The organism is Marinoscillum sp. 108 (assembly GCF_902506655.1).
GTDB classification, from domain to species: Bacteria; Bacteroidota; Bacteroidia; order Cytophagales; family Cyclobacteriaceae; genus Marinoscillum; species Marinoscillum luteum.
Genome location: NZ_LR734808.1, coordinates 1,805,041 through 1,826,341, shown reverse-complemented (window position 1 = coordinate 1,826,341; position 21,301 = coordinate 1,805,041). Strand labels below are relative to the sequence as shown.

At 44.3% G+C, this 21,301-nt stretch carries 19 protein-coding genes and 1 other RNA gene; 8 read left to right on the top strand and 12 right to left on the bottom strand.

What is annotated here, in order from left to right; all coding sequences use genetic code 11:
* Window positions 1-57: 57 nt before the first annotated feature.
* The 7 genes from GV030_RS07565 to GV030_RS07535 all read left to right on the top strand — a co-directional run bounded on the left by GV030_RS07565 (window position 58) and on the right by GV030_RS07535 (window position 10,754).
* Entirely contained in the window at window positions 58-2,307 is a 2,250-nt protein-coding gene (locus GV030_RS07565; RefSeq protein WP_159581389.1) for a heavy metal translocating P-type ATPase, read from the top strand.
* Between the two features lie 11 nt (window positions 2,308-2,318).
* Window positions 2,319-3,359: a ferredoxin--NADP reductase gene (locus GV030_RS07560; RefSeq protein WP_159581387.1), complete on the top strand. Its 1,041-nt coding sequence runs from the start codon at window positions 2,319-2,321 to the stop codon at window positions 3,357-3,359.
* 94 nt (window positions 3,360-3,453) lie between these two features.
* Entirely contained in the window at window positions 3,454-3,666 is a 213-nt protein-coding gene (locus tag GV030_RS07555; RefSeq protein ID WP_159581385.1) for a heavy-metal-associated domain-containing protein, read from the top strand.
* 220 nt (window positions 3,667-3,886) lie between these two features.
* Window positions 3,887-4,738 (top strand): hypothetical protein, encoded by an 852-nt coding sequence (locus tag GV030_RS07550; protein WP_159581383.1) that lies wholly within the window; start codon window positions 3,887-3,889, stop codon window positions 4,736-4,738.
* A 1,015-nt stretch (window positions 4,739-5,753) separates the two neighbouring features.
* Window positions 5,754-8,036 carry a hypothetical protein gene (locus GV030_RS07545; protein WP_159581381.1) on the top strand — a complete coding sequence of 761 codons (2,283 nt, stop codon included), beginning with the start codon at window positions 5,754-5,756 and terminating at the stop codon, window positions 8,034-8,036.
* Between the two features lie 899 nt (window positions 8,037-8,935).
* Window positions 8,936-9,913 carry a type IV toxin-antitoxin system AbiEi family antitoxin gene (locus GV030_RS07540; RefSeq protein ID WP_159581379.1) on the top strand — a complete coding sequence of 326 codons (978 nt, stop codon included), beginning with the start codon at window positions 8,936-8,938 and terminating at the stop codon, window positions 9,911-9,913.
* Window positions 9,888-10,754, top strand: coding sequence for a hypothetical protein (locus GV030_RS07535; protein WP_159581377.1), 867 nt, complete (start codon window positions 9,888-9,890; stop codon window positions 10,752-10,754). The genes GV030_RS07540 and GV030_RS07535 overlap by 26 nt, the downstream gene beginning before the upstream one ends.
* Before the next feature lie 97 nt (window positions 10,755-10,851).
* On the opposite strand, the gene GV030_RS07530 is transcribed toward GV030_RS07535, so the two are convergent.
* The 5 genes from GV030_RS07530 to GV030_RS07510 all read right to left on the bottom strand — a co-directional run bounded on the left by GV030_RS07530 (window position 10,852) and on the right by GV030_RS07510 (window position 15,369).
* A complete protein-coding gene (locus GV030_RS07530) occupies window positions 10,852-11,244 on the bottom strand; it encodes an LAGLIDADG family homing endonuclease (RefSeq protein WP_159581375.1) in 393 nt (130 codons plus the stop codon).
* 247 nt (window positions 11,245-11,491) lie between these two features.
* Window positions 11,492-11,860: a transfer-messenger RNA gene (gene ssrA / locus GV030_RS07525) on the bottom strand.
* A gap of 203 nt (window positions 11,861-12,063) precedes the next feature.
* Window positions 12,064-13,017 carry a mechanosensitive ion channel family protein gene (locus tag GV030_RS07520; RefSeq protein WP_255465209.1) on the bottom strand — a complete coding sequence of 318 codons (954 nt, stop codon included), beginning with the start codon at window positions 13,015-13,017 and terminating at the stop codon, window positions 12,064-12,066.
* Window positions 13,018-13,541: 524 nt separating this feature from the next.
* Window positions 13,542-14,681, bottom strand: coding sequence for a class I SAM-dependent RNA methyltransferase (locus GV030_RS07515; protein WP_159581373.1), 1,140 nt, complete (start codon window positions 14,679-14,681; stop codon window positions 13,542-13,544).
* A gap of 79 nt (window positions 14,682-14,760) precedes the next feature.
* On the bottom strand, window positions 14,761-15,369 hold the full coding sequence (locus GV030_RS07510) for a DUF1684 domain-containing protein (protein ID WP_159581371.1): 609 nt from the start codon (window positions 15,367-15,369) through the stop codon (window positions 14,761-14,763).
* 64 nt (window positions 15,370-15,433) lie between these two features.
* Between GV030_RS07510 and GV030_RS07505 the strand changes: the two genes are divergently transcribed.
* Window positions 15,434-16,615, top strand: coding sequence for a thioredoxin family protein (locus GV030_RS07505; RefSeq protein ID WP_159581369.1), 1,182 nt, complete (start codon window positions 15,434-15,436; stop codon window positions 16,613-16,615).
* Between the two features lie 148 nt (window positions 16,616-16,763).
* Here the strand turns inward: GV030_RS07505 and GV030_RS07500 are convergent, their stop codons facing one another.
* The 7 genes from GV030_RS07500 to GV030_RS07470 all read right to left on the bottom strand — a co-directional run bounded on the left by GV030_RS07500 (window position 16,764) and on the right by GV030_RS07470 (window position 21,298).
* Window positions 16,764-17,366 carry a MarR family winged helix-turn-helix transcriptional regulator gene (locus GV030_RS07500; RefSeq protein ID WP_159581367.1) on the bottom strand — a complete coding sequence of 201 codons (603 nt, stop codon included), beginning with the start codon at window positions 17,364-17,366 and terminating at the stop codon, window positions 16,764-16,766.
* A 62-nt stretch (window positions 17,367-17,428) separates the two neighbouring features.
* Window positions 17,429-17,662, bottom strand: coding sequence for a thioredoxin family protein (locus GV030_RS07495; protein ID WP_159581365.1), 234 nt, complete (start codon window positions 17,660-17,662; stop codon window positions 17,429-17,431).
* Window positions 17,663-17,835: 173 nt separating this feature from the next.
* Window positions 17,836-19,170 (bottom strand): chloride channel protein, encoded by a 1,335-nt coding sequence (locus GV030_RS07490; RefSeq protein ID WP_255465207.1) that lies wholly within the window; start codon window positions 19,168-19,170, stop codon window positions 17,836-17,838.
* A gap of 70 nt (window positions 19,171-19,240) precedes the next feature.
* Window positions 19,241-19,693 carry a hemerythrin domain-containing protein gene (locus tag GV030_RS07485; protein ID WP_159581363.1) on the bottom strand — a complete coding sequence of 151 codons (453 nt, stop codon included), beginning with the start codon at window positions 19,691-19,693 and terminating at the stop codon, window positions 19,241-19,243.
* A 13-nt stretch (window positions 19,694-19,706) separates the two neighbouring features.
* Window positions 19,707-20,084 (bottom strand): group III truncated hemoglobin, encoded by a 378-nt coding sequence (locus tag GV030_RS07480; protein ID WP_159581361.1) that lies wholly within the window; start codon window positions 20,082-20,084, stop codon window positions 19,707-19,709.
* 39 nt (window positions 20,085-20,123) lie between these two features.
* Window positions 20,124-20,603: an Rrf2 family transcriptional regulator gene (locus GV030_RS07475; protein ID WP_370519061.1), complete on the bottom strand. Its 480-nt coding sequence runs from the start codon at window positions 20,601-20,603 to the stop codon at window positions 20,124-20,126.
* Window positions 20,604-20,650: 47 nt separating this feature from the next.
* Entirely contained in the window at window positions 20,651-21,298 is a 648-nt protein-coding gene (locus GV030_RS07470; protein ID WP_159581359.1) for a hypothetical protein, read from the bottom strand.
* Window positions 21,299-21,301: the final 3 nt, after the last annotated feature.

The window sequence follows — 21,301 nt, the reverse complement described above, 5'->3', positions numbered from 1 at the left end:
TGTATAACAATCGCACTACCCCGGCTGAATAATTTTGCAGAGTAAAAACAATATAAAATGGAAACGGTAATAGAAAAATCATCCGCGACATCTCATCAGGTCATCAAGGAAAGCTTTCCGGTGACCGGGATGACCTGTGCAGCATGTGCCTCCAGTGTGGAGTCCATGATCAGTCACACTCCGGGTGTGAAAAAAGCGAGTGTCAACTTCGCTACTAATTCGGTTTTGGTGGAGTATGAAGATTCAATCACTCAGGAAACCCTGCGTCAGGCGGTCCAATCCATCGGTTATGACCTCATTGTGGGGGAGGACGATCCTTCAGCAATGCAGCAGGAGCTTCAGCAGAAGCATTATCAGGACGTGAAAAAACGAACCATCTGGTCTGCCCTGCTCACACTTCCTGTGTTCATCATTGGGATGTTCTTTATGGAATGGACCGAGGGAAGGTGGATCTCACTGGCGCTCACCATACCCATCCTTTTTTGGTTTGGGAGAACCTTCTTCATCAATGCATTTAAGCAAGCCAGACATGGAAAAGCCAACATGGATACTTTGGTGGCTCTGAGTACAGGAATAGCCTTTATTTACAGCTTGTTCAATACCCTGTTCCCAGAGTTTTGGCATAGTAGGGGCATCCACCCGCATGTGTACTATGAAGCGGCGGTGGTGATCATCACTTTTATTTCGTTGGGTAAGCTTCTTGAGGAAAAAGCAAAATCCAATACTTCATCCGCCATCAAAAAGCTCATGGGACTTCAGCCGAAAACCCTGAAGGCTTTGATTGAAGGGGAGGAAGTAGAGATTCCCATTTCATCGGTTCAGGTGGGCTATACCATCATAGTCAGGCCAGGTGAGAAAATTCCGGTAGATGGCGAAGTGATCGGGGGTGAATCTTTTGTGGATGAGAGTATGATCACAGGTGAACCCATCGCCGTTTCCAAAGCGAAGGGCGACAAGGTGTTTGCCGGCACCATCAACCAAAAAAGTTCATTTCAGTTCAGAGCTGAGAAAGTAGGCGGTGAGACCCTGCTCTCGCAAATCATCAAGATGGTACAGGAAGCCCAGGGCAGCAAAGCTCCTGTACAGAAGCTGGTCGATAAAATCGCAGGCATTTTTGTACCCATTGTGATGGGTATTTCCATCATCACCTTCATTACCTGGATGATTGTGGGTGGAGATGATGCTTTTACACATGCCCTGCTGACGTCTGTGGCGGTGTTGGTCATCGCCTGTCCTTGTGCGCTTGGACTGGCCACTCCCACGGCCATCATGGTAGGTGTGGGCAAGGGTGCAGAGCATAACATCCTTATCAAGGACGCCGAAAGCCTGGAACTCGCTCACAAAGTAAACGCTGTGATCCTGGACAAAACAGGGACCATCACAGAAGGCAGACCAGTAGTCACCGACATGATTTGGGGAACCAGCGAAAGCAACGTGGATCGATCCATGCAGATTTTGCTAGGTCTGGAGGCTGTCTCCGAGCATCCACTGGCGGAAGCCGTGGTAAATAAGCTGAAGGCCGATAACATTCAGCCAGCGGAGATAGAGGCCTTTGAAAGCATCACGGGCCGGGGTGCCAGCGCGGTGTCCGGAGAGGTCTTGTACCTTGTAGGAAACCGAAAACTGATAGATGAACATCACATCAGCATCAGCCTTCCGCTCACTCAGGCGGCTGGCCGACTACAGCAAGACGCCAAAACGGTCATTTATTTTGCGGATGAAGAGCAGGTGCTGGCAGTACTGGCCATTGCAGACCAGGTGAAGGCCAGCTCCAGACAAGCTATCCAGACATTGCAGCATCGGGGTGTGGAGGTCTATATGCTTACAGGCGATAATCATCAAACCGCTGCAGCCGTGGCAGAGCAGGTTGGGCTGCAGCATTTCAAAGCGGAAGTGATGCCTTCGGACAAAGCAGATTTCGTGAAAGCACTTCAGGCCCGGGGCAAAGTGGTGGCCATGGTGGGTGATGGTATCAACGACTCCCATGCCCTTGCGCAGGCGGATGTCAGTATTGCCATGGGCAAAGGCTCCGACATTGCCATGGATGTGGCCAAAATGACCCTGATCACTTCCGATCTGATGTCCATTCCCAAAGCACTCAACCTCTCCAGCAAGACCGTCATGGGTATTCGTCAGAACCTTTTCTGGGCGTTTATCTACAACCTGATAGGTATTCCGGTTGCGGCTGGGGTCTTGTATCCATTCAATGGTTTCTTATTGGATCCCATGATTGCCGGGGCCGCCATGGCCTTTAGCTCGGTGTCCGTAGTGGCCAATAGCCTTAGACTGAAAGCATCTAAAATTTAAATTCAAAGGCGATGAAAACACGAGTCAAAATTGAAAGGATCATTCAGGAAACCAGGGAAGCATTTACCCTGGTGCTGGAAAATGCTCCTTCGATCGCGCAGTATCTCCCTGGTCAGTTTTTGAATTTTTTCCTGCAGATCAATGGTCAGGAAGTAGTAAGACAATATTCATTTTCCTCTTCTTCGTTTATTGGCGAGCCGCCATCCGTTACCATCAAAAAGGTAGCGGGTGGACTGGCTTCCAATTTCATTGGGGAGCAACTCCGTGCAGGCGATGAGGTATCGGTGAGCCCGCCCAATGGCCGGTTTACCACCACCTTTGGAGTGGCAAGAAGGGTGCTGATGGTGGCCGGAGGCAGTGGTATCACGCCCCTGTATGCCATGATGAAATCCATATTGGCGCAGGAACCCGAAAGCCGGGTCACTCTGCTCTATGCCAACCGAAGCTCAGAATCGATCATATTTAAGAAAGAGCTCGATCATCTGGAACGAAAGTACACCGGAAGACTGGAGGTGAGGCACTTCCTGTCTGCAGAGGATGCGGGCCTGGAGAAGCAGGAAAACACCTTCTTCCGCAAGCTCAACCGTTTTGATTTTCAAAAGTATGTGGATGCCTATTGGAAGGAAACCCCCGAGGTGTTCATCTGTGGACCAGAAGCGCTCATGAATCTTTCGGTAGAGTCTTTAACCATCCTTGGCCTGTCTGCAGACCAGATCAAAATGGAGGCCTTCTCAGGGATGCCAGGCATTGAAAACCGGGATGACAAACCAGAGGCCTATACGCAGGTGGAGATCAAAGATTTGAATGGTGAGCCGATCACTTTTAAGGCTGAGAGCAACCAGTCGGTATTGAAGTCGGCGCTGGATGCCGGGATCCGACTGCCACATTCCTGCAAAGAATCCATGTGTGGAGCTTGTAAGGTGAGGTTGGTATCCGGCCAACTGAATATGAAAACAAACTACGCCCTGCCGGATGATGAGGTGGAGCGGGGGTATGTATTGCTGTGTTCTGGCTTTCCTCAATCCGAAAAGCTAGTGCTACAGTATGGATGAAATGATGCAACCCAAAGCGGTAAAAGTGTAATATAAGCGCGCTCCGATAGCGCGAACTTTGAATCAAGTTTAAAACAATCAAAATAAAAGAACGATGAGTACATTAAAATTCAAAACCACGATCAAGTGCAGTGGCTGCCTTGCGAATGTGACTCCTCATTTGGATGCTGCCGAAGGCATAGCTAAGTGGGAGGTAGATATCTTGAATCCGAACAAAATCCTGACCGTAGAAACAGCCGGTGCTTCTGAAGCGGAGGTGATCGCTGTGGTAGAAAAGGCAGGTTACACTGCGGAGAAGGTGAGCTAACCAGAAAGCCAATCTGTTAATGAACGTACCTGATCGGTGCCAAAAACCTTCACACAAAATGTGTGGAGGTTTTTTTGTGAGGGGAGGCCTTCACATGGATCACCTGATTCTGAGCCGATGACATCCAGTGCCATGCTCGTGGTAGGAAGTGTATATTGGTATTTTGATTAACTTAATTCGAAGAGAAGAATAACTTTGATCATCCAACAATTTAGTCATTATGTGTAACGCATGGAATCATCCACCAGGATGCACCTGTGGTTGGGGTGGAGATGGACACTTAGGATTTGGGCATAATAAAATTGTGCTTCAACCATCCTATGGTGATACACTGAAATTTTTATCCTTGTGGACGGATAAAAATTCATATTCATCATATGTTAATCCAAACGCCATTTGTCCAGTTTGCGGCCGAAGAGTATTTTTCTATCAATCTCAAGTCGGGGGAAGGGTGTATTTTGATGAACTTGGGCCACCTTGGCCAAAGCACCCGTGTACTGATTCAGGTCTTTTACCTTCCGCTTACAAGGTAATGCGAGTAGATTTTGTTCCAGCTTGGGTTGGTCATGACTGGTGCCCAGCCGTGATAAGGAAGATCAAGAAGATTCAATCAGGATCTATTATTTCGTTTAAAAAGCTAACAAAGGAGGGGAATGAGTTTTTGAAAGATTATTTTCTTCCGGAAGGCCCAATTAATATTTCAGATACATTGATCTTTTACCGTGATGTAGATGACAATTTCTTTGAGTTTATACAATATCAACTAGAATCGGATATTATGGTGAAACAGCTGGGATTCAAGGAACAAAAGGTATTAGAGAATCCATTAATAGCTGAGAATATTGAATTGATTCAAAAAGGAAAACGGTTCAAGGCTCAGTATAGAGGAAATAAACATGGTCAATATCATGTGGTTCATCTACTTGGAATTGAAGAACCAAAAGTTTGTTTAGTGGAAAGTTTTAGTGGTAAGTCAAGTAACAAAATGATCCACTTGGATGTGGAAAAATTTGAGTTAGATGTTGAAGTGAAATATGTAACCCCCAATGCTATTTATTTTAAGGAAGTATGATTGATTGGTAGAAGTTAGTTTCGATAAATGTTTGAAGCATTGTTTGCTGAGTCAATGAAATTGAAAAATAATAATCAATGATCACCGGAAAACTAACATCACAAGTCGATAGTCATGGAATCCTTCTGTACGGAGGAATAGCTAATCCACTTATTAAATCATCACATTGTGATTAAAAACTATATTGTTTTAATAATTTAATTATTGATTTAATGCTTGGAATACTGATTGTTATTACCGCTGTACATATATTAATTCACGAAAAGAAGTCAAGATTAGTTTTTCTAAAAACATTAGGATTAGTCTTTATTCCCATTTTTCTCATATCGATTATAAGCATTATGGCAAGTGCTGCTTTTGAGGTGAATAATGGGCTCAAGCAATTAGACAACATTGTATGGGTAGCCCTAGGAATATCAACGGTATTTACAACTGTTTACTTTGTTTTTCAGCAAACTAGATAAGCGGAAAATTAAGATAAAGTCGGATATGGGGTATTCATCCTCTTGATCAAAAGGCTCCACCTCGGATAGCGTTAGAGGAGATCGTTACATTAAGTGTGGCAAGATGGCCCTTCCTTTCTGATTCATACCAAAGCTATTCCTGGGCTAAAAACATCAATAGCAAAGACCTCCGAGTTGACCTGAGTGCTGATCATTGAATTCTGTGAAGCCATAACCATCGATTAGGTAAATCATAACCACCTTTTTTTATTTCATGGCCATGTTTTTGGAAAACATAACCATCTTTTGAGAAAAGATGGCGGTCTTTTTGGGAAACATAGCCGTATTTTTTGAATTCATGGATAGGACAAGGTTGTGGAGGGAGGATGGGGTATTGCCTTTCCTTAAAACTAGCCTTATCTTAACGCAGCCTTCCAATCCATCCATAGGGAAAATCGCTTTTTGAAATGCACTTCTAGCTCACCATTTCTATCTGCCTAATACCATTTGTAATAGGAATATTTAAAAGCGGTTTCACCTGGATAATTTATCTTCATGTCAAAATAGGTGACGTGGAAAAACTATTTGACTCTGCCAAGAAACATATTCTCACTTTCCTAAATGAAACATTTGATTTAGAGGTAAGTGAATCTACCCTGACTATTATATTCTATTCATTATTGATTCTAGGTACTTCTGTGCTAATTCCGCTATTTAAGAAAGTCCGTGCTTGGTATTCATATAAAAGGGTTACTCAAAGACAGAACCCTTATTATCAACCTTATGAATTTAGAGATGCTTATCGTTTCTATGTCCATACCAAGTTTCAAAATATCCCCCCATCTTATGAGGAAGAGCCCTACTTCTCGCAGGCCAGTGTGGCTAGGCAAAAGCTAATCCCATTTTTCCTGAGGACATTTTCCAATGATCGCAACAAGCATAAATACTATATCATTCTTGCTGATTCAGGAATGGGGAAAACCACATTCATGATGAATCTCTACATGAGATATAAAAGAAGGTTATTCAAGCATTTTGATATGTACATTTTCCCCTTGAGTCAGCCTGATATTGAAAAAGATATAGAGAACATTTCTGATGAACAGATGTGTAAATCAATCATTCTTCTGGACGCCTTTGACGAGGACCTTAATGCCGCCAGGGATTATATGAATAGGATCGAAGAGCTCGTTAAATTGACAAGTAAGTTTCGATTTGTTGTGATCTCTAGTCGCACACAGTTCTTTCCAATCGAAGAAGTAGAACCAGGTGAAATCAGAATAAGAAAACATGGCTCAGTGGGAGGGTTTCACACCTTCAAGAAGATTTACTTATCCCCATTCAATGATTCGGATATTAGAAAATTCCTTTTGAAGAGATATCCAATTTACCGGGTCAATAAGATTACGCGTGCTTTTCGTCTTACTAGGGACTGTCCATATCTGATGGTCAGACCTATGCTGTTGAATTATATCGATGATCTTCTGGATCATCAAGATTCCTTCAATAGCATTTATAATATTTATTCCCTTTTGATTGAATCATGGATTGATAGAGAGGCAAATAGAAAAAGGCAGGTAGAGCGCGCTATTTTCAAGCAGAATCTTTACGAATTCTCAGAGAAGTTTGCTGTTGAGCTTTACAATAACTTTTACGCTGAATCATCATTAAGAGTACCTGCACAATCCGTAATCACATTCGCCCAGGAATCAAATATTAATCTTTCAGATTTAGAGCTTAAAAGTAAATCGCTGTTAAACCGAGACGGTAGGGGGAATTACAAGTTTGCTCACAAGTCAATTCTGGAATTCTTTCTAGCGAAAATTGCCTTTAGTAAGCACTTTTTTTTGCGGGAATTCAACTTCAGTAGTTTCACCTTTGCTCGTCAGATGTACCGAGATTTATGTAAAATTAATTACGATCAGAACAAGTCCAATTTATCTTATCGGCTGGACTCGAAATCACATGGTGAGTTTATCGGTAATAAAATGGGAGTTCTCACCCCCTCAACTGATTTCCTTCAGCACGTTTCTGGCGTTGTTCATAACAGAGTACTATCATTAATCCAGTTTGATTTAACAGATGATTACCTACATTTCATCAAAATGATGACGGAGGTTGTAGTCCTGAATTTATCATCCAACAGGCTAACTAACCTGGAAACACTAAATGCATTGACAGGCATTTGTGATCTGTACCTTAGGGATAATACTATTATTACTTTCTCGCTCAGATCCTTTCCAAAGCTTACAGTCTGTGATCTTAGCTACAATGCACTGGAGAGCTTCCATATTGATTCCTCGTCGATTGAAGAATTAGATTTATCCTTCAACCCCATAACTAGGTTGACCTTCTCTGATGTAAGTAATTTGAGAATCCTGAACCTTTCAAACACGCAGCTAAATGAAGTTCCCCAACTTCCAAAATCAGTACATATCATCAAGGACAATGAGTTTGACTTATTGCTAAACGATTCTAGGTCAAAAGTCATAAAATCTCGAAGGGTAAAACTGGAAATGGAGCTCAAAACCTTGGCATTTGGCGTTTTCAATAAATGCACTCATGCTCATGATCATATTGTCTATTATCGGGTTAGAATTGATGGTGTTAAAAAGCAGAGTGACTATGATGGTCGCTTTGATTATGCTGATGGTTTAGATCATAATAACCTATTAGCTATATTCAAAATACTTCCACTAGTGGAAACTAAAAATCACAAACCGCAGCTGGATGATATGAACTTTGTTAAAAAGTTGTCAGAAGGTATTCAGTTAGAGTTGGATCATCCTACTTTCAGCTTAGTACGATTTGGGATTAAAAACGAATCACTATGTATGCACCTCATGGTAAGGTAGTCTCAAGGACTACTACTGATTGAGTAGGATGTAGACACTCGCAATAAAAATGATTAGTGAACTCACTTTTATTAAAGGAGAACTTTGAGCTAATTACTTTGGTGCTTCAGGATAATCAACAGAATAATACCTTCTCAGGTGATTGGGTATCACTTCCTATTCATGATTCCCCATTACTCAGAGACATAGATCAAATGTGGACTCCTTTGAAAGAAACATACCAGAGAGAACTCTCTAAGTTAGTCTGGTCAGATGACCTGCCAAGTTCTGAGTCCATATTGGATTCTATGAGTAAGATCAAATCCTTTATTCTGGCTTATCAATTTCCAAACTTAAAATAACGTATTTAGGCATTCCTCCAGCTTGTGCCATCATCCCGATTATAAGTCGTGAATGAGGTGCCAGCTTGCAAACGCCCCTGCAAGAGTACCGCTATTTCGCTCATTCGGTAAAGTCCAGTTGAGTGACTCTCGCATAATCAAACCCCTCTTTACCGGATTCCAACCCATTAAAACATAAAAAGCCCACCGTTTCGGTGAGCTTTTTTGAGTGGAGTCGGAGGGATTCGAACCTTTAAGCTGAACTATTGAATATCAATTAGTTAAGTCTTTATAATGTGTAGTAGTTTGAAGTACTTCGGAAATGACTGCAATGTTATGGCTTACATACTCCTCACGCTATGATTATTTCATCTCACATAAAATGTTCACTCACATAACAACAAATCTTGATAGTAATGAGGTTGAGAGAATGTATGGAAGTAGGATAAGGAGTAAACTGAGAGAGATGCTGAATATTGTTTCCTTCTCACATCAAGCTGCTGATAAGAGGAATTGATAAAATTTGTTCACGTTTTTTTCTTGTTCACGTATCGTGAACAGATTATATTTGTGAACATAATGCAAAGGGAAATAGTAAATATTGCACTTGAAAACCTCGAAAAAGAAACGGGGATCACCGGAAAGTGGACTGACAGGAATGATATAGATGGTGAAGTTGACTTTGTGATAAATGATGAGAATTTCCATTATTATGTCGAAGTAAAAACGGAAGTGCGACCTCATCAGGTTAATCAGCTCCTCAAATATCAAAAGCAATTCAATAATGTGCTTTTAATCGCAGAACGGATTTTCCCAAAGGTTAAAACCGAGCTTCGTGAACTAAACATCCCCTATCTGGAAACCAATGGAAATGTTTTTATTAAGAAGGATTCATTCTGGCTTTGGATAGATACAAATAGAAGGGAAGAAACAAAAAAGGAAACCGGTAATAGAGCTTTTACCAAAACAGGATTAAAGGTTTTATTCTATTTATTACTCCATAAGGACAATGTAAATCACCCTCAAAGATTGATAGCCGAAGAAACAGGGGTTGCTTTAGGCAATATTCCACTTGTCATGAACGGGCTGAAGGATACAGGGTATCTTCTTCAAAGAGATCGAAAAACGTATATATGGGAGAGGAAGGAAGAATTAATTGATAGATGGATCACTGAATATGAAATCACCTTAAAACCTCAGCTTTTGATTGGAAGATTTCATCTGCCAACTCATTGGCAGGAATTGGAATTAAATGAGTTTGAAGAAGCATGGGGAGGTGAGCCGGCAGGAGATATTCTGACTAACTATTTGCGTCCAGAACAATACATTCTTTTCACAAAAAAGAACCGAACAGATTTCATTAAGACTTACAAATTAAGACCTGATCAGAAAGGTGAATTGGAGCTATTTGAAATGTTTTGGGGTATGAATCAAGAGAAGCAACATCAAACAGCACCTCCATTACTAGTATATGCGGATCTAAAGTTGAAAAATAATAAGCGATGCAGAGAAACTGCTGAAATGATATGGAATGAGCACATCAGGCCAAACATATAAAGAGTTAGCACTACCCTATTTTAAGGAGGTGTTCGATATCATCGATAAAGTATTGGTGAAAGAAGACATACCCTACTATCTTATTGGGGCGACAGCTATTGCCTTAGAATTCCTTAATGAAGGTAAGAAGCCTCCTCGTGGCACCAGAGATATTGATTTTGCTCTAATGCTATCTTCGATGGCTGAGTATGATCATATTGTGTCTGATCTCAAGGAATATGGATTTAACAGCGTGGAGGCACCATGGACTTTGTATCACGAGAAATATGACGTAGCAATTGACCTTCTTCCATTTGGTAAGATCGAGGAAAATGATACTGAATCATTTAACAAAAGATATTCTGATTTACATGTGTTGGGGCTAAGAGAGGTGTTGGAAGATGCCATCGAAATCCTCATAGAGGACAAAGTAGCCAAAATACCACCACTGGCAGGGATGATCATTTTAAAGTTGGTAGCTTGGAGTGATCGTCCTGAAGAAAGGGATAATGACCTAACGGATATCCTGAAAATTATAGAATTATCCTATGAGCATGATTGGGATGACATTGTCGAATCTCATTTTGATTTACTTGATCAATTGGACGAAACAGCGGGCCAGCTGAAAATCTCAGCTAGAGTGTTGGGGCGTAAGGCACGGGAGTACCTGCTTAAATCAGAAACACTTTCAAATAGAATCTTGAGCCTCATGGAAGAACAGTTATCGAATGCCGATTCGTCAGGAATTGCACGTCAGTGGGCGTTATCAAAAGATATTGACCTAGAGTTAGCCATGGCTATTTTAAAAGAATTTGAAACAGGACTAAAAGAAGATGGCGGTCTTTTTTGGATTCGTGGATAGGACAAGGTTGTGGAGGGAGGATGGGGTATTGCCTTTCCTTAAAACACAAAAAGCCCACCGTTTCGGTGAGCTTTTTGAGTGGAGTCGGAGGGATTCGCTATTCCCATTGCTTAAGTAATGATGCTATTGTTTCAAGCTCTTGATTAGAATATTTACCATTTCTCTTACTCAGACCTTGATACTTTTGGATAAACTCTATTCTCTTCAATTTCCGAGGGTGATGAATAACCAACTCACCAACTATGGCCTTAAATTTTGAAAAGTAAGAGTACCTAAGTTCAAACTGATCGGCATATCCTTTTTTCTTCTTGGTAACAATAGTACCGTTTACATTAAGCTCATCATAGATAAACGCTTTGATAAGCTCCAGGATGACTCGTTCATTGTTGTGAAAGGTCATTACCGGGCTTGGGAGCTGATTTCTATGTATCCTATTCAATTGAATAGAACCATCAGCATCAAAAAATCCTGAGATATAACTCCAATTCATTCATCGAAATTAACAGGATTCAAGCAGTTTATCTATCCAGAATTTCTTCTGGGATCGGACTATGTCATCACCTGTTCCAGGTGTTGGGCGCTGTGGGCTCACCTTAGTGTCCCTAGTCTCTGAACCTTCTTCAGTCTTCCCTGAAGCTTGGCTGCAAATTACCATATATGACTTTTCATACGTAGGCTTCTTGCAATTCACCCAATTTTTAATCTACCATCCCTGGCAGATGGGTCCGAATCTTCAAACCCTCGTCCAGCAAAGGAAACAATAGACCCTCTACATGCTTAGTTATTCGTTTGATCTCGCAGGCCAGCCGGTGAATAACAACCTACCGAACCTACCAGCCACTGGAGTTTCGCATGGGCTTAGTAGCCTCACCCACACTAGTCCTAAAGTTCGACACCCCTTATTCCAGCCTAAAGGACAGAGACTTGGAGGGATGTGGCAGGGGGAGGCTTTGGCCTCAACCCTGGTAAATCATCACATTTAAGTAATGATTAAGCTGCCATGGCGTAATTAGATTCGCCAAATGTGTTTTGGAACTATTGATCAAGGCGCTCATCCCATGCGCCTGCATGCAAGCATATCATTTACACTCCCTGTCGATTCCGGTCGACCCCAAGTGCAACCCCATTCTCTAACTGAATGGTCGGCAAAGATAGTAACATATTACTCCCCTCAAATGATTCCATTACAAGGATTTTTAGGAGAGAACCCCCATAGCCAGCACTACCGATAGTCGGGCTGTCCGCACATGCCCTGGCACTGCCCACCATCCCGTCTAGTCAGCCAGCCGATTCATTCCATAGCCAATGGCTAGCTCGGTGCATTGCCCGTATTCAGCTGCATCGCGGAGAGCTTCTCTCCACCTTTGATCCCAAAGTCCAGCGTACGAATAGGGAATGGTATCGTGATGTCATTCTGATCAAACGCGCTCTTAATAGCTTTGATCGCCTTGCTCAGCATGGTGAGATACCCCGGCTGATCCGGATACAGTATCCAAAACTTCACCTCAAAGTTGATGGAGCTATCCCCGAAGGCCGTATATGTAAAGATGAGGTCCTCCTTTCGTACCACACCTTCCAGGTTGCTGATGGTCTCTCTTACCAGTTGTTCTACCTTTTCCAGGTCATCACCATAGGATACGCCCACTGCCAGATCTATCCGGCGCTCCCCCAGTATGGTGAAGTTCTCAATAGGACTCTGCAGCACATCTTTGTTGGGGATGTATACTTCCTGACCCTGAAAGGTCCTGATCACCGACACCCGCAGGTTCGTCCGACTGACGGCACCCATGTAATCACCTATTTTCACGATATCCCCTATGCGGAAGGGTGTCCTGAAGGCGAGGATGATACCGGATACAAAGTTCGCGGCAATGTCCTGAAAGGCAAACCCGAGGGCCAGCCCCACCACCCCCACACCGGCCAACAGTGAAGTGACGGCCTTGTCCAGCTGGAGTACGCCCAGAATGATGAAAATACCTGTACCCAGCACAATGTAGTAGACGATCGTACCAAAGAGGTTTTCCAGTGCCTGGTTTTCAGAAGACTTCCTGAAGAGCTTCAAAAACACCTTTTGAAAGGCTTTGGCACAGATCAAAAAGATGATGAAGAGCACCAGTGCCACAGCCATGTTGGGGAGCATGGACAGAAAGCCATCCATCCAGCTATCCACCTTCTCGGTGATGTGCTCCACAGGCGCCTTCATTTCAGATTTGATTTCCTGCGCCATCTTTTTGGTGGCTTGGGCGAGTGAGTCGGCTTGCATAGATTGTTTGTTGGTTTACCCTTTCAACAACCCATTTCTCGCAGTAGTGTTTAGAGGTGGTAAGATTACTTAGCCTCGAACTGGGATCAAGCAATATCTGTGTGGGTAATTCCACTTTTTTTCTACAATGGGCTTTGCTGGTATTCTTTGTCTATGCGGCTTGCGGAAGGGCGTAAAGGAGGGGTGGCCATCCAAGCCTTGCCCGGCCGGGACAAGTGTGAATCCTCTTGAACTTGAATAAATTAAAGTAAGTGAGCAGAATCGAGGATGAGTTCAAGGGATTTTTTGCGTGCGACCGGCCAGGTTGGTGCCATTTTGTGGGATCACCAATTGTTTTCTTTGCCTACGCGGCCCGGGCCAAGCAAAGAAAATGAAGAGTAGATAGCTGATTAGTTGGAGATCCAATATGGTTTTTTAAATCATTCTAAGCCTCCCTTAAGGAAAGTATAGATGGTCCATGGGTAACTCAGATTGTTACTGCGACCATCTGTCTTCAATGCCTTGTCAGAGCTAATATTGTTCTATTACTTAGCCTCCTCCTTACTTCCTCTGTACATCTCGTACTTCTGAAACTTACACTCCAGAGGACCATTGAAGAGCACAATCTTCTTGGATGCCCTCAGTTTGATGTGCTTGAATGCCTCCATGTTGGAGCTCATCAGCCACGCATCAAATCCCGTAAAATTGTTTTTGAGCACATCGCCTATGGATTTGTAAAAGTCGTTGGTGTTTTCGCGGCCTATCCGCTCCCCATAGGGTGGGTTGCTGATGATCATGCCATCGGGTGTTTTGGGTCGGTGATCCCGTACATCCTGTCGGGTGACCGTCACCGAGTCGCTGAGCTTAAACTTTCGCAGCGATTTGTTCACCATCAGTACCGCATCTCCATCTATGTCTCCCCCCGTGATGTTCAGCTGCGCCTTACGGATGCCGGCTTTGGCTTCTGATACCACCTGGTTCCAAACGGTAGGGTGGAAGTTGCTCCAGTTTTTAAACCCGAAATCATGTCGGTTGATCTGTGGCGGAATGTTTTGGCCCATCATTGCAGCTTCTATCAGGATGGTGCCTGTGCCACACATGGGGTCGATCAGCGGAATAGACTTATTCCACCCTGCCAGGTGGAGGAGGCCAGCACCCAGCACTTCATTGAGAGGAGCCTCATGTCCCGGCTCACGGTAGCCACGTCGGTTCAGCGTGTCTCCGGAGCTGTCCAGTGAGATGGTAAACTGATCTTTGAAGCCATACAGGTCAAACTGAATGTCCGGGGTTTTGATGTCCACGGAAGGCCGCTTACCTGTGCGGTTTCTGAACTGATCTACTATGGCATCTTTGGTCTTCAGTGCGGCATACTGAGAGTGCCTGAAGAACTCTGAAAACACCGTGTTGTCAATGGCAAAAGTCTGGTTGATGTTCAGGTACTTAGACCAGTCATGCCGCATCACCTGGTCGTAAAGCTGCTGCTCTGTGCGGGCTGTGAAGTTGTACACGGGTACCAGTACCTTCAGAGCGGTACGCAGGTTCAGGTTGGCGCTGTAGAGAAAGTGCATGTCACCCTCGCAGGAGACGGATCGTTTCTGTACTTCCACATTTTGCCCACCTATTTTCCTGACTTCTTCCGCCAGTATCTCCTCCAGCCCAAAAAGTGTTTTTATGTGTATTTTCATCAATTGCCCCTTTTATACCTAAAAATCCAGCTGCAATGATACGAACTCTTCACTGGAGTAAGCCGGAGTACACCAATGTTTAGTGGTCTTCCCAGGCCTTTACCCCGGCTTTGACTTCCAGCGTCAGGTCATTTTCGCGTGGGGGTATCGGGCAGTTGTAGTTGGGGCTGTAGGCACAGCTCGGATTATAGGCTTTGTTAAAATCGATCATAAGGGTATTGCCCTCAGGAATTCTCAGGTCCATGTACCGGCCTCCGCCATAGGTCTCAAATCCATTGGTCTCATCCGTGAAGGGTGCAAACAGATAGTCTTTGTATTCTTCAGACTGCTGCAGTTGCAGACTCTGGTAGAGCGGAAACTCAAATGCCTGGCCCAGGAGCTCAAAGCGCGCAATGGCGTACTTCACAAATACCTTTTGCTGCTGCGAGCTGGTAGGGATGGTAAAGGGCTGCTGGTTTTGTAGAATTTCCAGTGTGGCTTCTACGCGGTAGGCCTCATTGATGGGGTAAAACTCCAGCCCTTTGAATTTCTTGATTTCTTTGGCTGTCAATGGAGAGCTGTCAGGATCAGAAAACTCTTCATTGAGCTCTTTTTGCCATTGGCGGATCTCAGCTTCGTAGGTAGATTGGGCCAGGGTGGTGAGTCCATAGCCTAGGAAAAGCGCGCAGATCAGATATTTGACGTTCATGTACATTGCGTGTGAGAGCTATCTTTATTTCACTTATTTTTAGGTTCAAATTACATACTTTCTTATGAGTAAATCATTTTTTTTCTCTGCATTTGTCCTTTTAATTACCCATTGCGCTGCTGCGCAGGATGGGGTGAAATTCAGTGACCTGTCATGGGCTGAGGCACTGGATCAATCCAAAAAGTCCGGAAAACTGATTTTCCTGGAGGGGTATGCGGACTGGAGTCAGCCCTGTGCGATTCTCGAGAAGTACACTTTTACGGATAGGGAGGTTGGTGCTTTTTTCAATTCCAACTTCATCAATATCCGCATGGACATGGAAGACATAGCGGGTGCTGTGCTGGCCGAGGAGTATGAAGTGAGCTCTTTTCCGGTGTTGTTGTTTCTGGATGGCAATGGAGAGGTCGTACATCGTGGGTGTGGGGCTGTAGAGACTGATGAATTGATGACCCTGGGTAAGGCCGCTCTCGGGGCGGGTAGCCTTTCCGAAATGGAGCAGCATTTTGAGGATGGGGAGCGTTCGTTAGATTTTTTGGTGGACTACTCGCTCATGCTGGCCGACGCCTGTCTGAATCGGACGAAGCTGGTGGAGACGTTTTTTTCAGAGTTGCCCCATTCCAAATGGATGGAGGAGAGTGCCTGGGCCATGATCAATCTGAATGTGTCGGATCCGTACAGCGAGCCTTTTCAGTACCTGATGGCCTATCACGACATGTATGGACTTAAATATGGAAAAGATACCGTAGATCAGAAGATCCATGACGTCATGTTAGATCAGCTTATCGCCATCTATGAGGGTGAGGACCTCACATTGTTTGCTACTCAGGCACTTCGCCAGCTGATGTCCGAAGTGGATTTTGATAAGAAAGGTGAGTTGCAATCACTGGTGAATCTGAAGGCGGCTGACCTCAAAGCCAACTGGCCGGTGTATGCCGAGAATGCCGTGAAAGTAGTACAGGAGCAGCAAGTGGAGGATCCTGATCAGCTGAACGAGTTTGCCTGGAAATTTTATCTGTTCGTGGACAATGAGGATCACCTCAGCCAGGCCAAAAACTGGATGCGAGGTGTGGTGGATCGTTACCCGAGTGCCACTTATTACGATAGCTATGCATCCCTGCTTTTCAAATTAGGTGAGAAAAAGGAAGCTGTGAAATACAGCGAAAAAGCACTGCAGGCTGCGGAAATTGAACTGGAAGACCTGATGTATTATAAAAACCAACTGAAGTTTTTTACAGAAGGGCAATAAACATTGCCTGCGTATCCTGTTGCTTCTTGTTTCAATAGGGAAGCCGTGAAAGATGATAGTGGATCAGAAAGTATTCTGCAATTGGTTTGAACTACTGAAGTGCTTTCACAAAGGTTATCGAAAATCGGACGCGAGTTATTTGCTGGGTTTAATGAATAGATACATGTTCAGAGCAGTCGATACGAAGTTCTTGATCCGAGAGCTTCTTTTGAAGCAGGTGACAATAATGATCCTCTTGTCGTGGCTCATAGTATTTACATGAAAGACACATCCTGTTGATAGATATGATGCCAGCAGATTGCAGGTTCGAAATAAGGTCGAGTAAACTCCTTAATAAGATGCTTTTTTTTTCTTCTGACAGACGCTCGATGGGTGAATGGAGCGGGTTAGCGAAGAAGGAAACCTTCTCGGCTACTTCTTTTCCATGTGTGGTAAGGTCAATGATGTAGCTACGTGCATCTGTTTCTGTCGTTTTTGAGATTAACCCTTTCTGCTCCAATGCTTTCACAGCGTCGCTGATTGTGGCTTTGGTGACGTTCAATTCGGAGGCGAGTCGTTTTCCCTTTCGCTTGTCTGGAGAATGAAACAAACAAAAAACCAGTATTTGCACCTGAATTGGCGTGAGTCCATGGGTTTTACTATCCTCCCATAGTAGAACTTTGAAAGCTTCTGATATGCGCTCTAATGATACAATGATCTTGCTTTCTACATTCTGCAGCTGATAGATGGTGTCAAAAACGGAATTGGCCATACGAATGAAGTTAGGAGTCGTATGTAAACATAGGACTCCTAACTATTAAAGACAAAAAATGATCAGCCTTTTACATCAGCCATGCTTGCGCCAAAGTTGATGTGTAAAACATGGCCATTTGGCGTCACCAATGCAGGGACGGATTTCACTCCGATTTTTTCGGCATCACCGATTTTTGTTTTGTCTTCACCCAAATGGATTACTTCAACTTCTTTGGGATTAAGTAGGTTGAGGATGTCATGTTCTGCGCTGACACAAACGGGACATCCCGCATGATAAAAGATGGATTTACTCATTGCTTAAGAGATTTTAGAGTGTAGCGATATTGCTAGCGCTAATATAGTAAGGAATCCTAACTAATAAAAATTGAGATGCAAAGTTCGTGGGATGCTTCAGTGTTTGAGAATGCCCAAATGCGATAGTGGTTGATTTTGTGATACAGGGGATTCTGTGAATCCAGTTATGTGCTTTAAGCGCTCTTGTGATTTTTGCTTTCTTCCATTTGAGAGGAGATAAAAGGAGTTTTAGGTGCCAGAAAATATCCTGTCAGGCTGGCAAACAGAATGGGGATGAAATAGGAAAATCCCGTGAGTGAGGCCAAAAGGATGGTCGTGCTCAGTGGTGTACGGGTGACGCACACATTGATGGCCGCCATGCAGCTGATCACTGTCAGGGAAATACTCACTCCGGGCATGAAGTGGTGGATGATCAGGCCAAGAGTGGCCCCCGTGAAGAAAAGCGGAATGATAAAGCCACCTCGCCACCCGGAGGTCACTGTGACTGAAATGGCGAGAATCTTAAATAACAGGAGGAGTACTAAAAACGATAGCGTAAACTGGCCCTCCAGCAAGTGGTTTGTTTGCTCATGCCCAAAGTATCGGGTCAGAGGAAAATAGAATGCAATGGTCCCAAGAATGATCCCTCCGATGAGTGTTTTTACATAAATAGGGAAGACTACTTTTTGAAAGAGTTCTTTCAACCCTTTGGTCAAAAAGATAAACCCCCAGCCCACGGCAGTGGCAAACAAGGCAAAGAACACTGCCAGTGCAAAATCGAATTTGTCTGCTATTTCGTAGGCAGGGAGATCCCAAATGGGGCCGAGGCCCAGGTGAACCACAAAGGCAAAGATGACGTAGCTGAAACAGCTGGCCACAAAGGCGGGGATGATGGCCTGGTAATGTTCCACCACATGTTTGTGATGGAGTATCTCCAGAGAAAAGAGACTGCCACCAAGTGGTGCTCCAAAGAGTGCTGTGAATCCTGAGGCCATACCAGCAATGCTGAGTGAGCGCAACTCTTCTCCCTTCAGTCGGAGTATTTTCCCCAGCCATGATCCCGTGGACCCTGTCACCTGTACCAGGGGAGCCTCAGGTCCCAGACTTCCTCCGGAAGCCACACACAGGAGTGACGAAAGAATCATGGAAGGGTTGTTTTTAGGGTCAAGTTTACCCTTATTGAATCGGATGTTATTGACAATCAGCTGGATTTCTCCCGGATCCCCGATGAAGTGGATGATAAGCCCTGCAAGTAAGCCTGCACCAGCCATCAGCGGAATGACCTGCCAACCCTGAAAGATTGATAGTTGATGTGTGAGAAACTCTAGGGTAATCCAGTATACACCGGCGATGAGCCCACCCACCAGGCCTAGAAATGCCCAGAGCAGGAACATCCGACTGAATACGAACGGATTGGTAGAGCTGGCACCTTCCAGTATGCTCGCCTTGTTTAATAACTTTCTTTTTCCCTTTACTTCCACTTGGCCAAATGATGCGTGAGTAATCTGTACTTCAATGTTTGAAGGCAAAAGTGAGAAAAATGAAGTGATTCACCGGATTTTGCGTGGAGAAATCTCGCCAGGCCGACCGAGCCTGATTTTATTCCCAAAAAGGGTCACTTGTGTTTTCTTCGTATGGCAGTTCCTGATGAAGGATTGCCGGGAGTTCAAGCTGATGTTTGGAGATCTGTAGTTGAATCTCCTGAAAGAGCACCCGCTCCTCAAATCGGATGTGACTTTCGAGTTCTTCCTCTATCCGGCTCAGGTTCTTTTTGAACTCATGCTCATCCGTAAACAATCTTTTGAGTCTGCGATGCTCGGCTAGCGCTTTCTTTACTGAAGGATGATCCATACCCAAAATAGGGAAGAGGTGCTGTTCTTCCAGGGAGAAGTGGGGGCTGATGTGCTGATGGAAATACCAGTCTGTATAGCGCTTGATCCGCTTCAGCTCTATCTGCTTACGAAAACCCATTCTTATTTTCCAGCAAAGGAGCAGGCTGTGATGATGTTCGTGGCTGAGAGGTTGCAGGGATTTATGACGTTTCAGGGGCATGGTATTATCGGGGTTAGGTTAAGCCATGTTGCTGTCGATAGGCAATTTTCAGTTGAAACATTTCAGCCATTTTACCAGCTCTCCATTTGGCCTCTTCGGCCTTTTCTCCTTCAAAGAGCCCATCAATGGTCTCATAGAAAAGCTGGAGCCAACGCTCGAAATGAGTATGATCCACAGGTAAGTGCGCGTGAGGAGCAAAAGGGCTCCCCAGATAGGTATGCTCTCCTAGCAAAACTGTCTGCCAGAAGCGATACATTTTCTCCATGTGCTCTGGCCATTTGTCGGCGATGCGCCCATTGAATATGGGAGCAAGCAGCTCATCCTCCTGCACCTTTCCGTAGAAGCAGTCTACTAGTAATTTGATGTCTTCAATTTGTATGATTGGTCTCATGGGTATTGTCATCTGTCAACTACTGCAGACTGCTCTTTCTCAGCGTTTCAAAAACGTGCTCCCGGTTTCCAGTTCGGTGGCCAGTCCGAGGAGGTTCGTGCTTTCGAGCATTTCTCGCAGGTCAGCACGCACTTTGGCGAATTTGTCATGAACGGGGCAGGGCTTAGACTCGTCGCATTGTTTCATTCCAAGCCCACAACCCTTGTAGATGGAGTCTCCATCTATGGCGTCTACTATCTGGCTTAGTTTCATGCTGTCCAGCTTTTGCTGGTCCATTTCAAACCCTCCGGTAGGCCCCATCACAGACTGCATCAGTCCCTTACGAACCAGGTCCTGTAATATTTTAGCGGTAAATGCTACAGGAGATTCTATCTCCGCAGCAATGCTCTTGAGGCTTGCCCGCTTTCCCTCAAGGGACTGTACCGCCACGTAGATTGTGGCCCGGATTCCATATTCACATGCTTTTGAAAACATAGTCGTTGCAGGAGACAAATATAGATGTTTTTCTATATAGGACAATTTTATCCTAGTTAAATTTAAACTCATTGAATGCGTTAGGTTAGATGTTAGTTGAGGTTGTCAAAATAGGAATACTTGGGAGCTGGAGGTCTGGCCGCAAAGATGATGTGCGTCATGAGTCCGAGAATGATCAGTAGGCCCACTTCCAGGCGTGTGGTTACATTGCTGGACGCCGCTATCCGGTGCGACTGATCAATCAATTTTTGACCCTCGTGAAGTTGAAGCATAGCCAATCCTTCCAGATCTGCGAGTATGATTTCGTACTGTGCCCTGAGTTCTGGATTGAGTAGGTTTCGATGTTCGGCGGAGCTGCTGTAAACGAACTGATTTTCAAACAGCTCGGCTTTCCCCAGACTGCTCTTGAGCTTTTTCAGCTGAAAAGCTTCATCCATGGTGAGCTTCGTCTCTTCATAGTCGGCAATGAGGAGGTTGATGGAGTCATTGATGTGAATCCGGCTCATCATGAGTCGGTCTTCATCCACGTTGAGGAGAATTTTTTTCTGGTAAATTTTCTTGGAGAGATTGAAAATGTGATTCTCAGCCATCAGTCGGTCGTCGTAGATGGTGGTCAGGGAATATTCCAGGTCCAATACGTGCCTTTTGTTCATGATGCTGATGACCAGTACCATGATGAATACTGAAACCATAGCCAGTCCTGCACTTTGTTGTTTGTTGAGGATGTTTTTCCACTTCATAAT

Excerpts from the sequence above, each read along its gene's own strand:
- GV030_RS07565 (WP_159581389.1), top strand. The coding sequence starts at position 58 with ATGGAAACGGTAATAGAAAAATCATCCGCGACATCTCATCAGGTCATC.
- GV030_RS07560 (WP_159581387.1), top strand. The coding sequence starts at position 2,319 with ATGAAAACACGAGTCAAAATTGAAAGGATCATTCAGGAAACCAGGGAA.
- GV030_RS07555 (WP_159581385.1), top strand. The coding sequence starts at position 3,454 with ATGAGTACATTAAAATTCAAAACCACGATCAAGTGCAGTGGCTGCCTT.
- GV030_RS07550 (WP_159581383.1), top strand. The coding sequence starts at position 3,887 with ATGTGTAACGCATGGAATCATCCACCAGGATGCACCTGTGGTTGGGGT.
- GV030_RS07540 (WP_159581379.1), top strand. The coding sequence starts at position 8,936 with ATGCAAAGGGAAATAGTAAATATTGCACTTGAAAACCTCGAAAAAGAA.
- GV030_RS07535 (WP_159581377.1), top strand. The coding sequence starts at position 9,888 with ATGAGCACATCAGGCCAAACATATAAAGAGTTAGCACTACCCTATTTT.
- GV030_RS07530 (WP_159581375.1), bottom strand. The coding sequence starts at position 11,244 with ATGAATTGGAGTTATATCTCAGGATTTTTTGATGCTGATGGTTCTATT.
- GV030_RS07520 (WP_255465209.1), bottom strand. The coding sequence starts at position 13,017 with ATGCAAGCCGACTCACTCGCCCAAGCCACCAAAAAGATGGCGCAGGAA.
- GV030_RS07515 (WP_159581373.1), bottom strand. The coding sequence starts at position 14,681 with ATGAAAATACACATAAAAACACTTTTTGGGCTGGAGGAGATACTGGCG.
- GV030_RS07510 (WP_159581371.1), bottom strand. The coding sequence starts at position 15,369 with ATGAACGTCAAATATCTGATCTGCGCGCTTTTCCTAGGCTATGGACTC.
- GV030_RS07505 (WP_159581369.1), top strand. The coding sequence starts at position 15,434 with ATGAGTAAATCATTTTTTTTCTCTGCATTTGTCCTTTTAATTACCCAT.
- GV030_RS07500 (WP_159581367.1), bottom strand. The coding sequence starts at position 17,366 with ATGGCCAATTCCGTTTTTGACACCATCTATCAGCTGCAGAATGTAGAA.
- GV030_RS07495 (WP_159581365.1), bottom strand. The coding sequence starts at position 17,662 with ATGAGTAAATCCATCTTTTATCATGCGGGATGTCCCGTTTGTGTCAGC.
- GV030_RS07485 (WP_159581363.1), bottom strand. The coding sequence starts at position 19,693 with ATGCCCCTGAAACGTCATAAATCCCTGCAACCTCTCAGCCACGAACAT.
- GV030_RS07480 (WP_159581361.1), bottom strand. The coding sequence starts at position 20,084 with ATGAGACCAATCATACAAATTGAAGACATCAAATTACTAGTAGACTGC.
- GV030_RS07470 (WP_159581359.1), bottom strand. The coding sequence starts at position 21,298 with ATGAAGTGGAAAAACATCCTCAACAAACAACAAAGTGCAGGACTGGCT.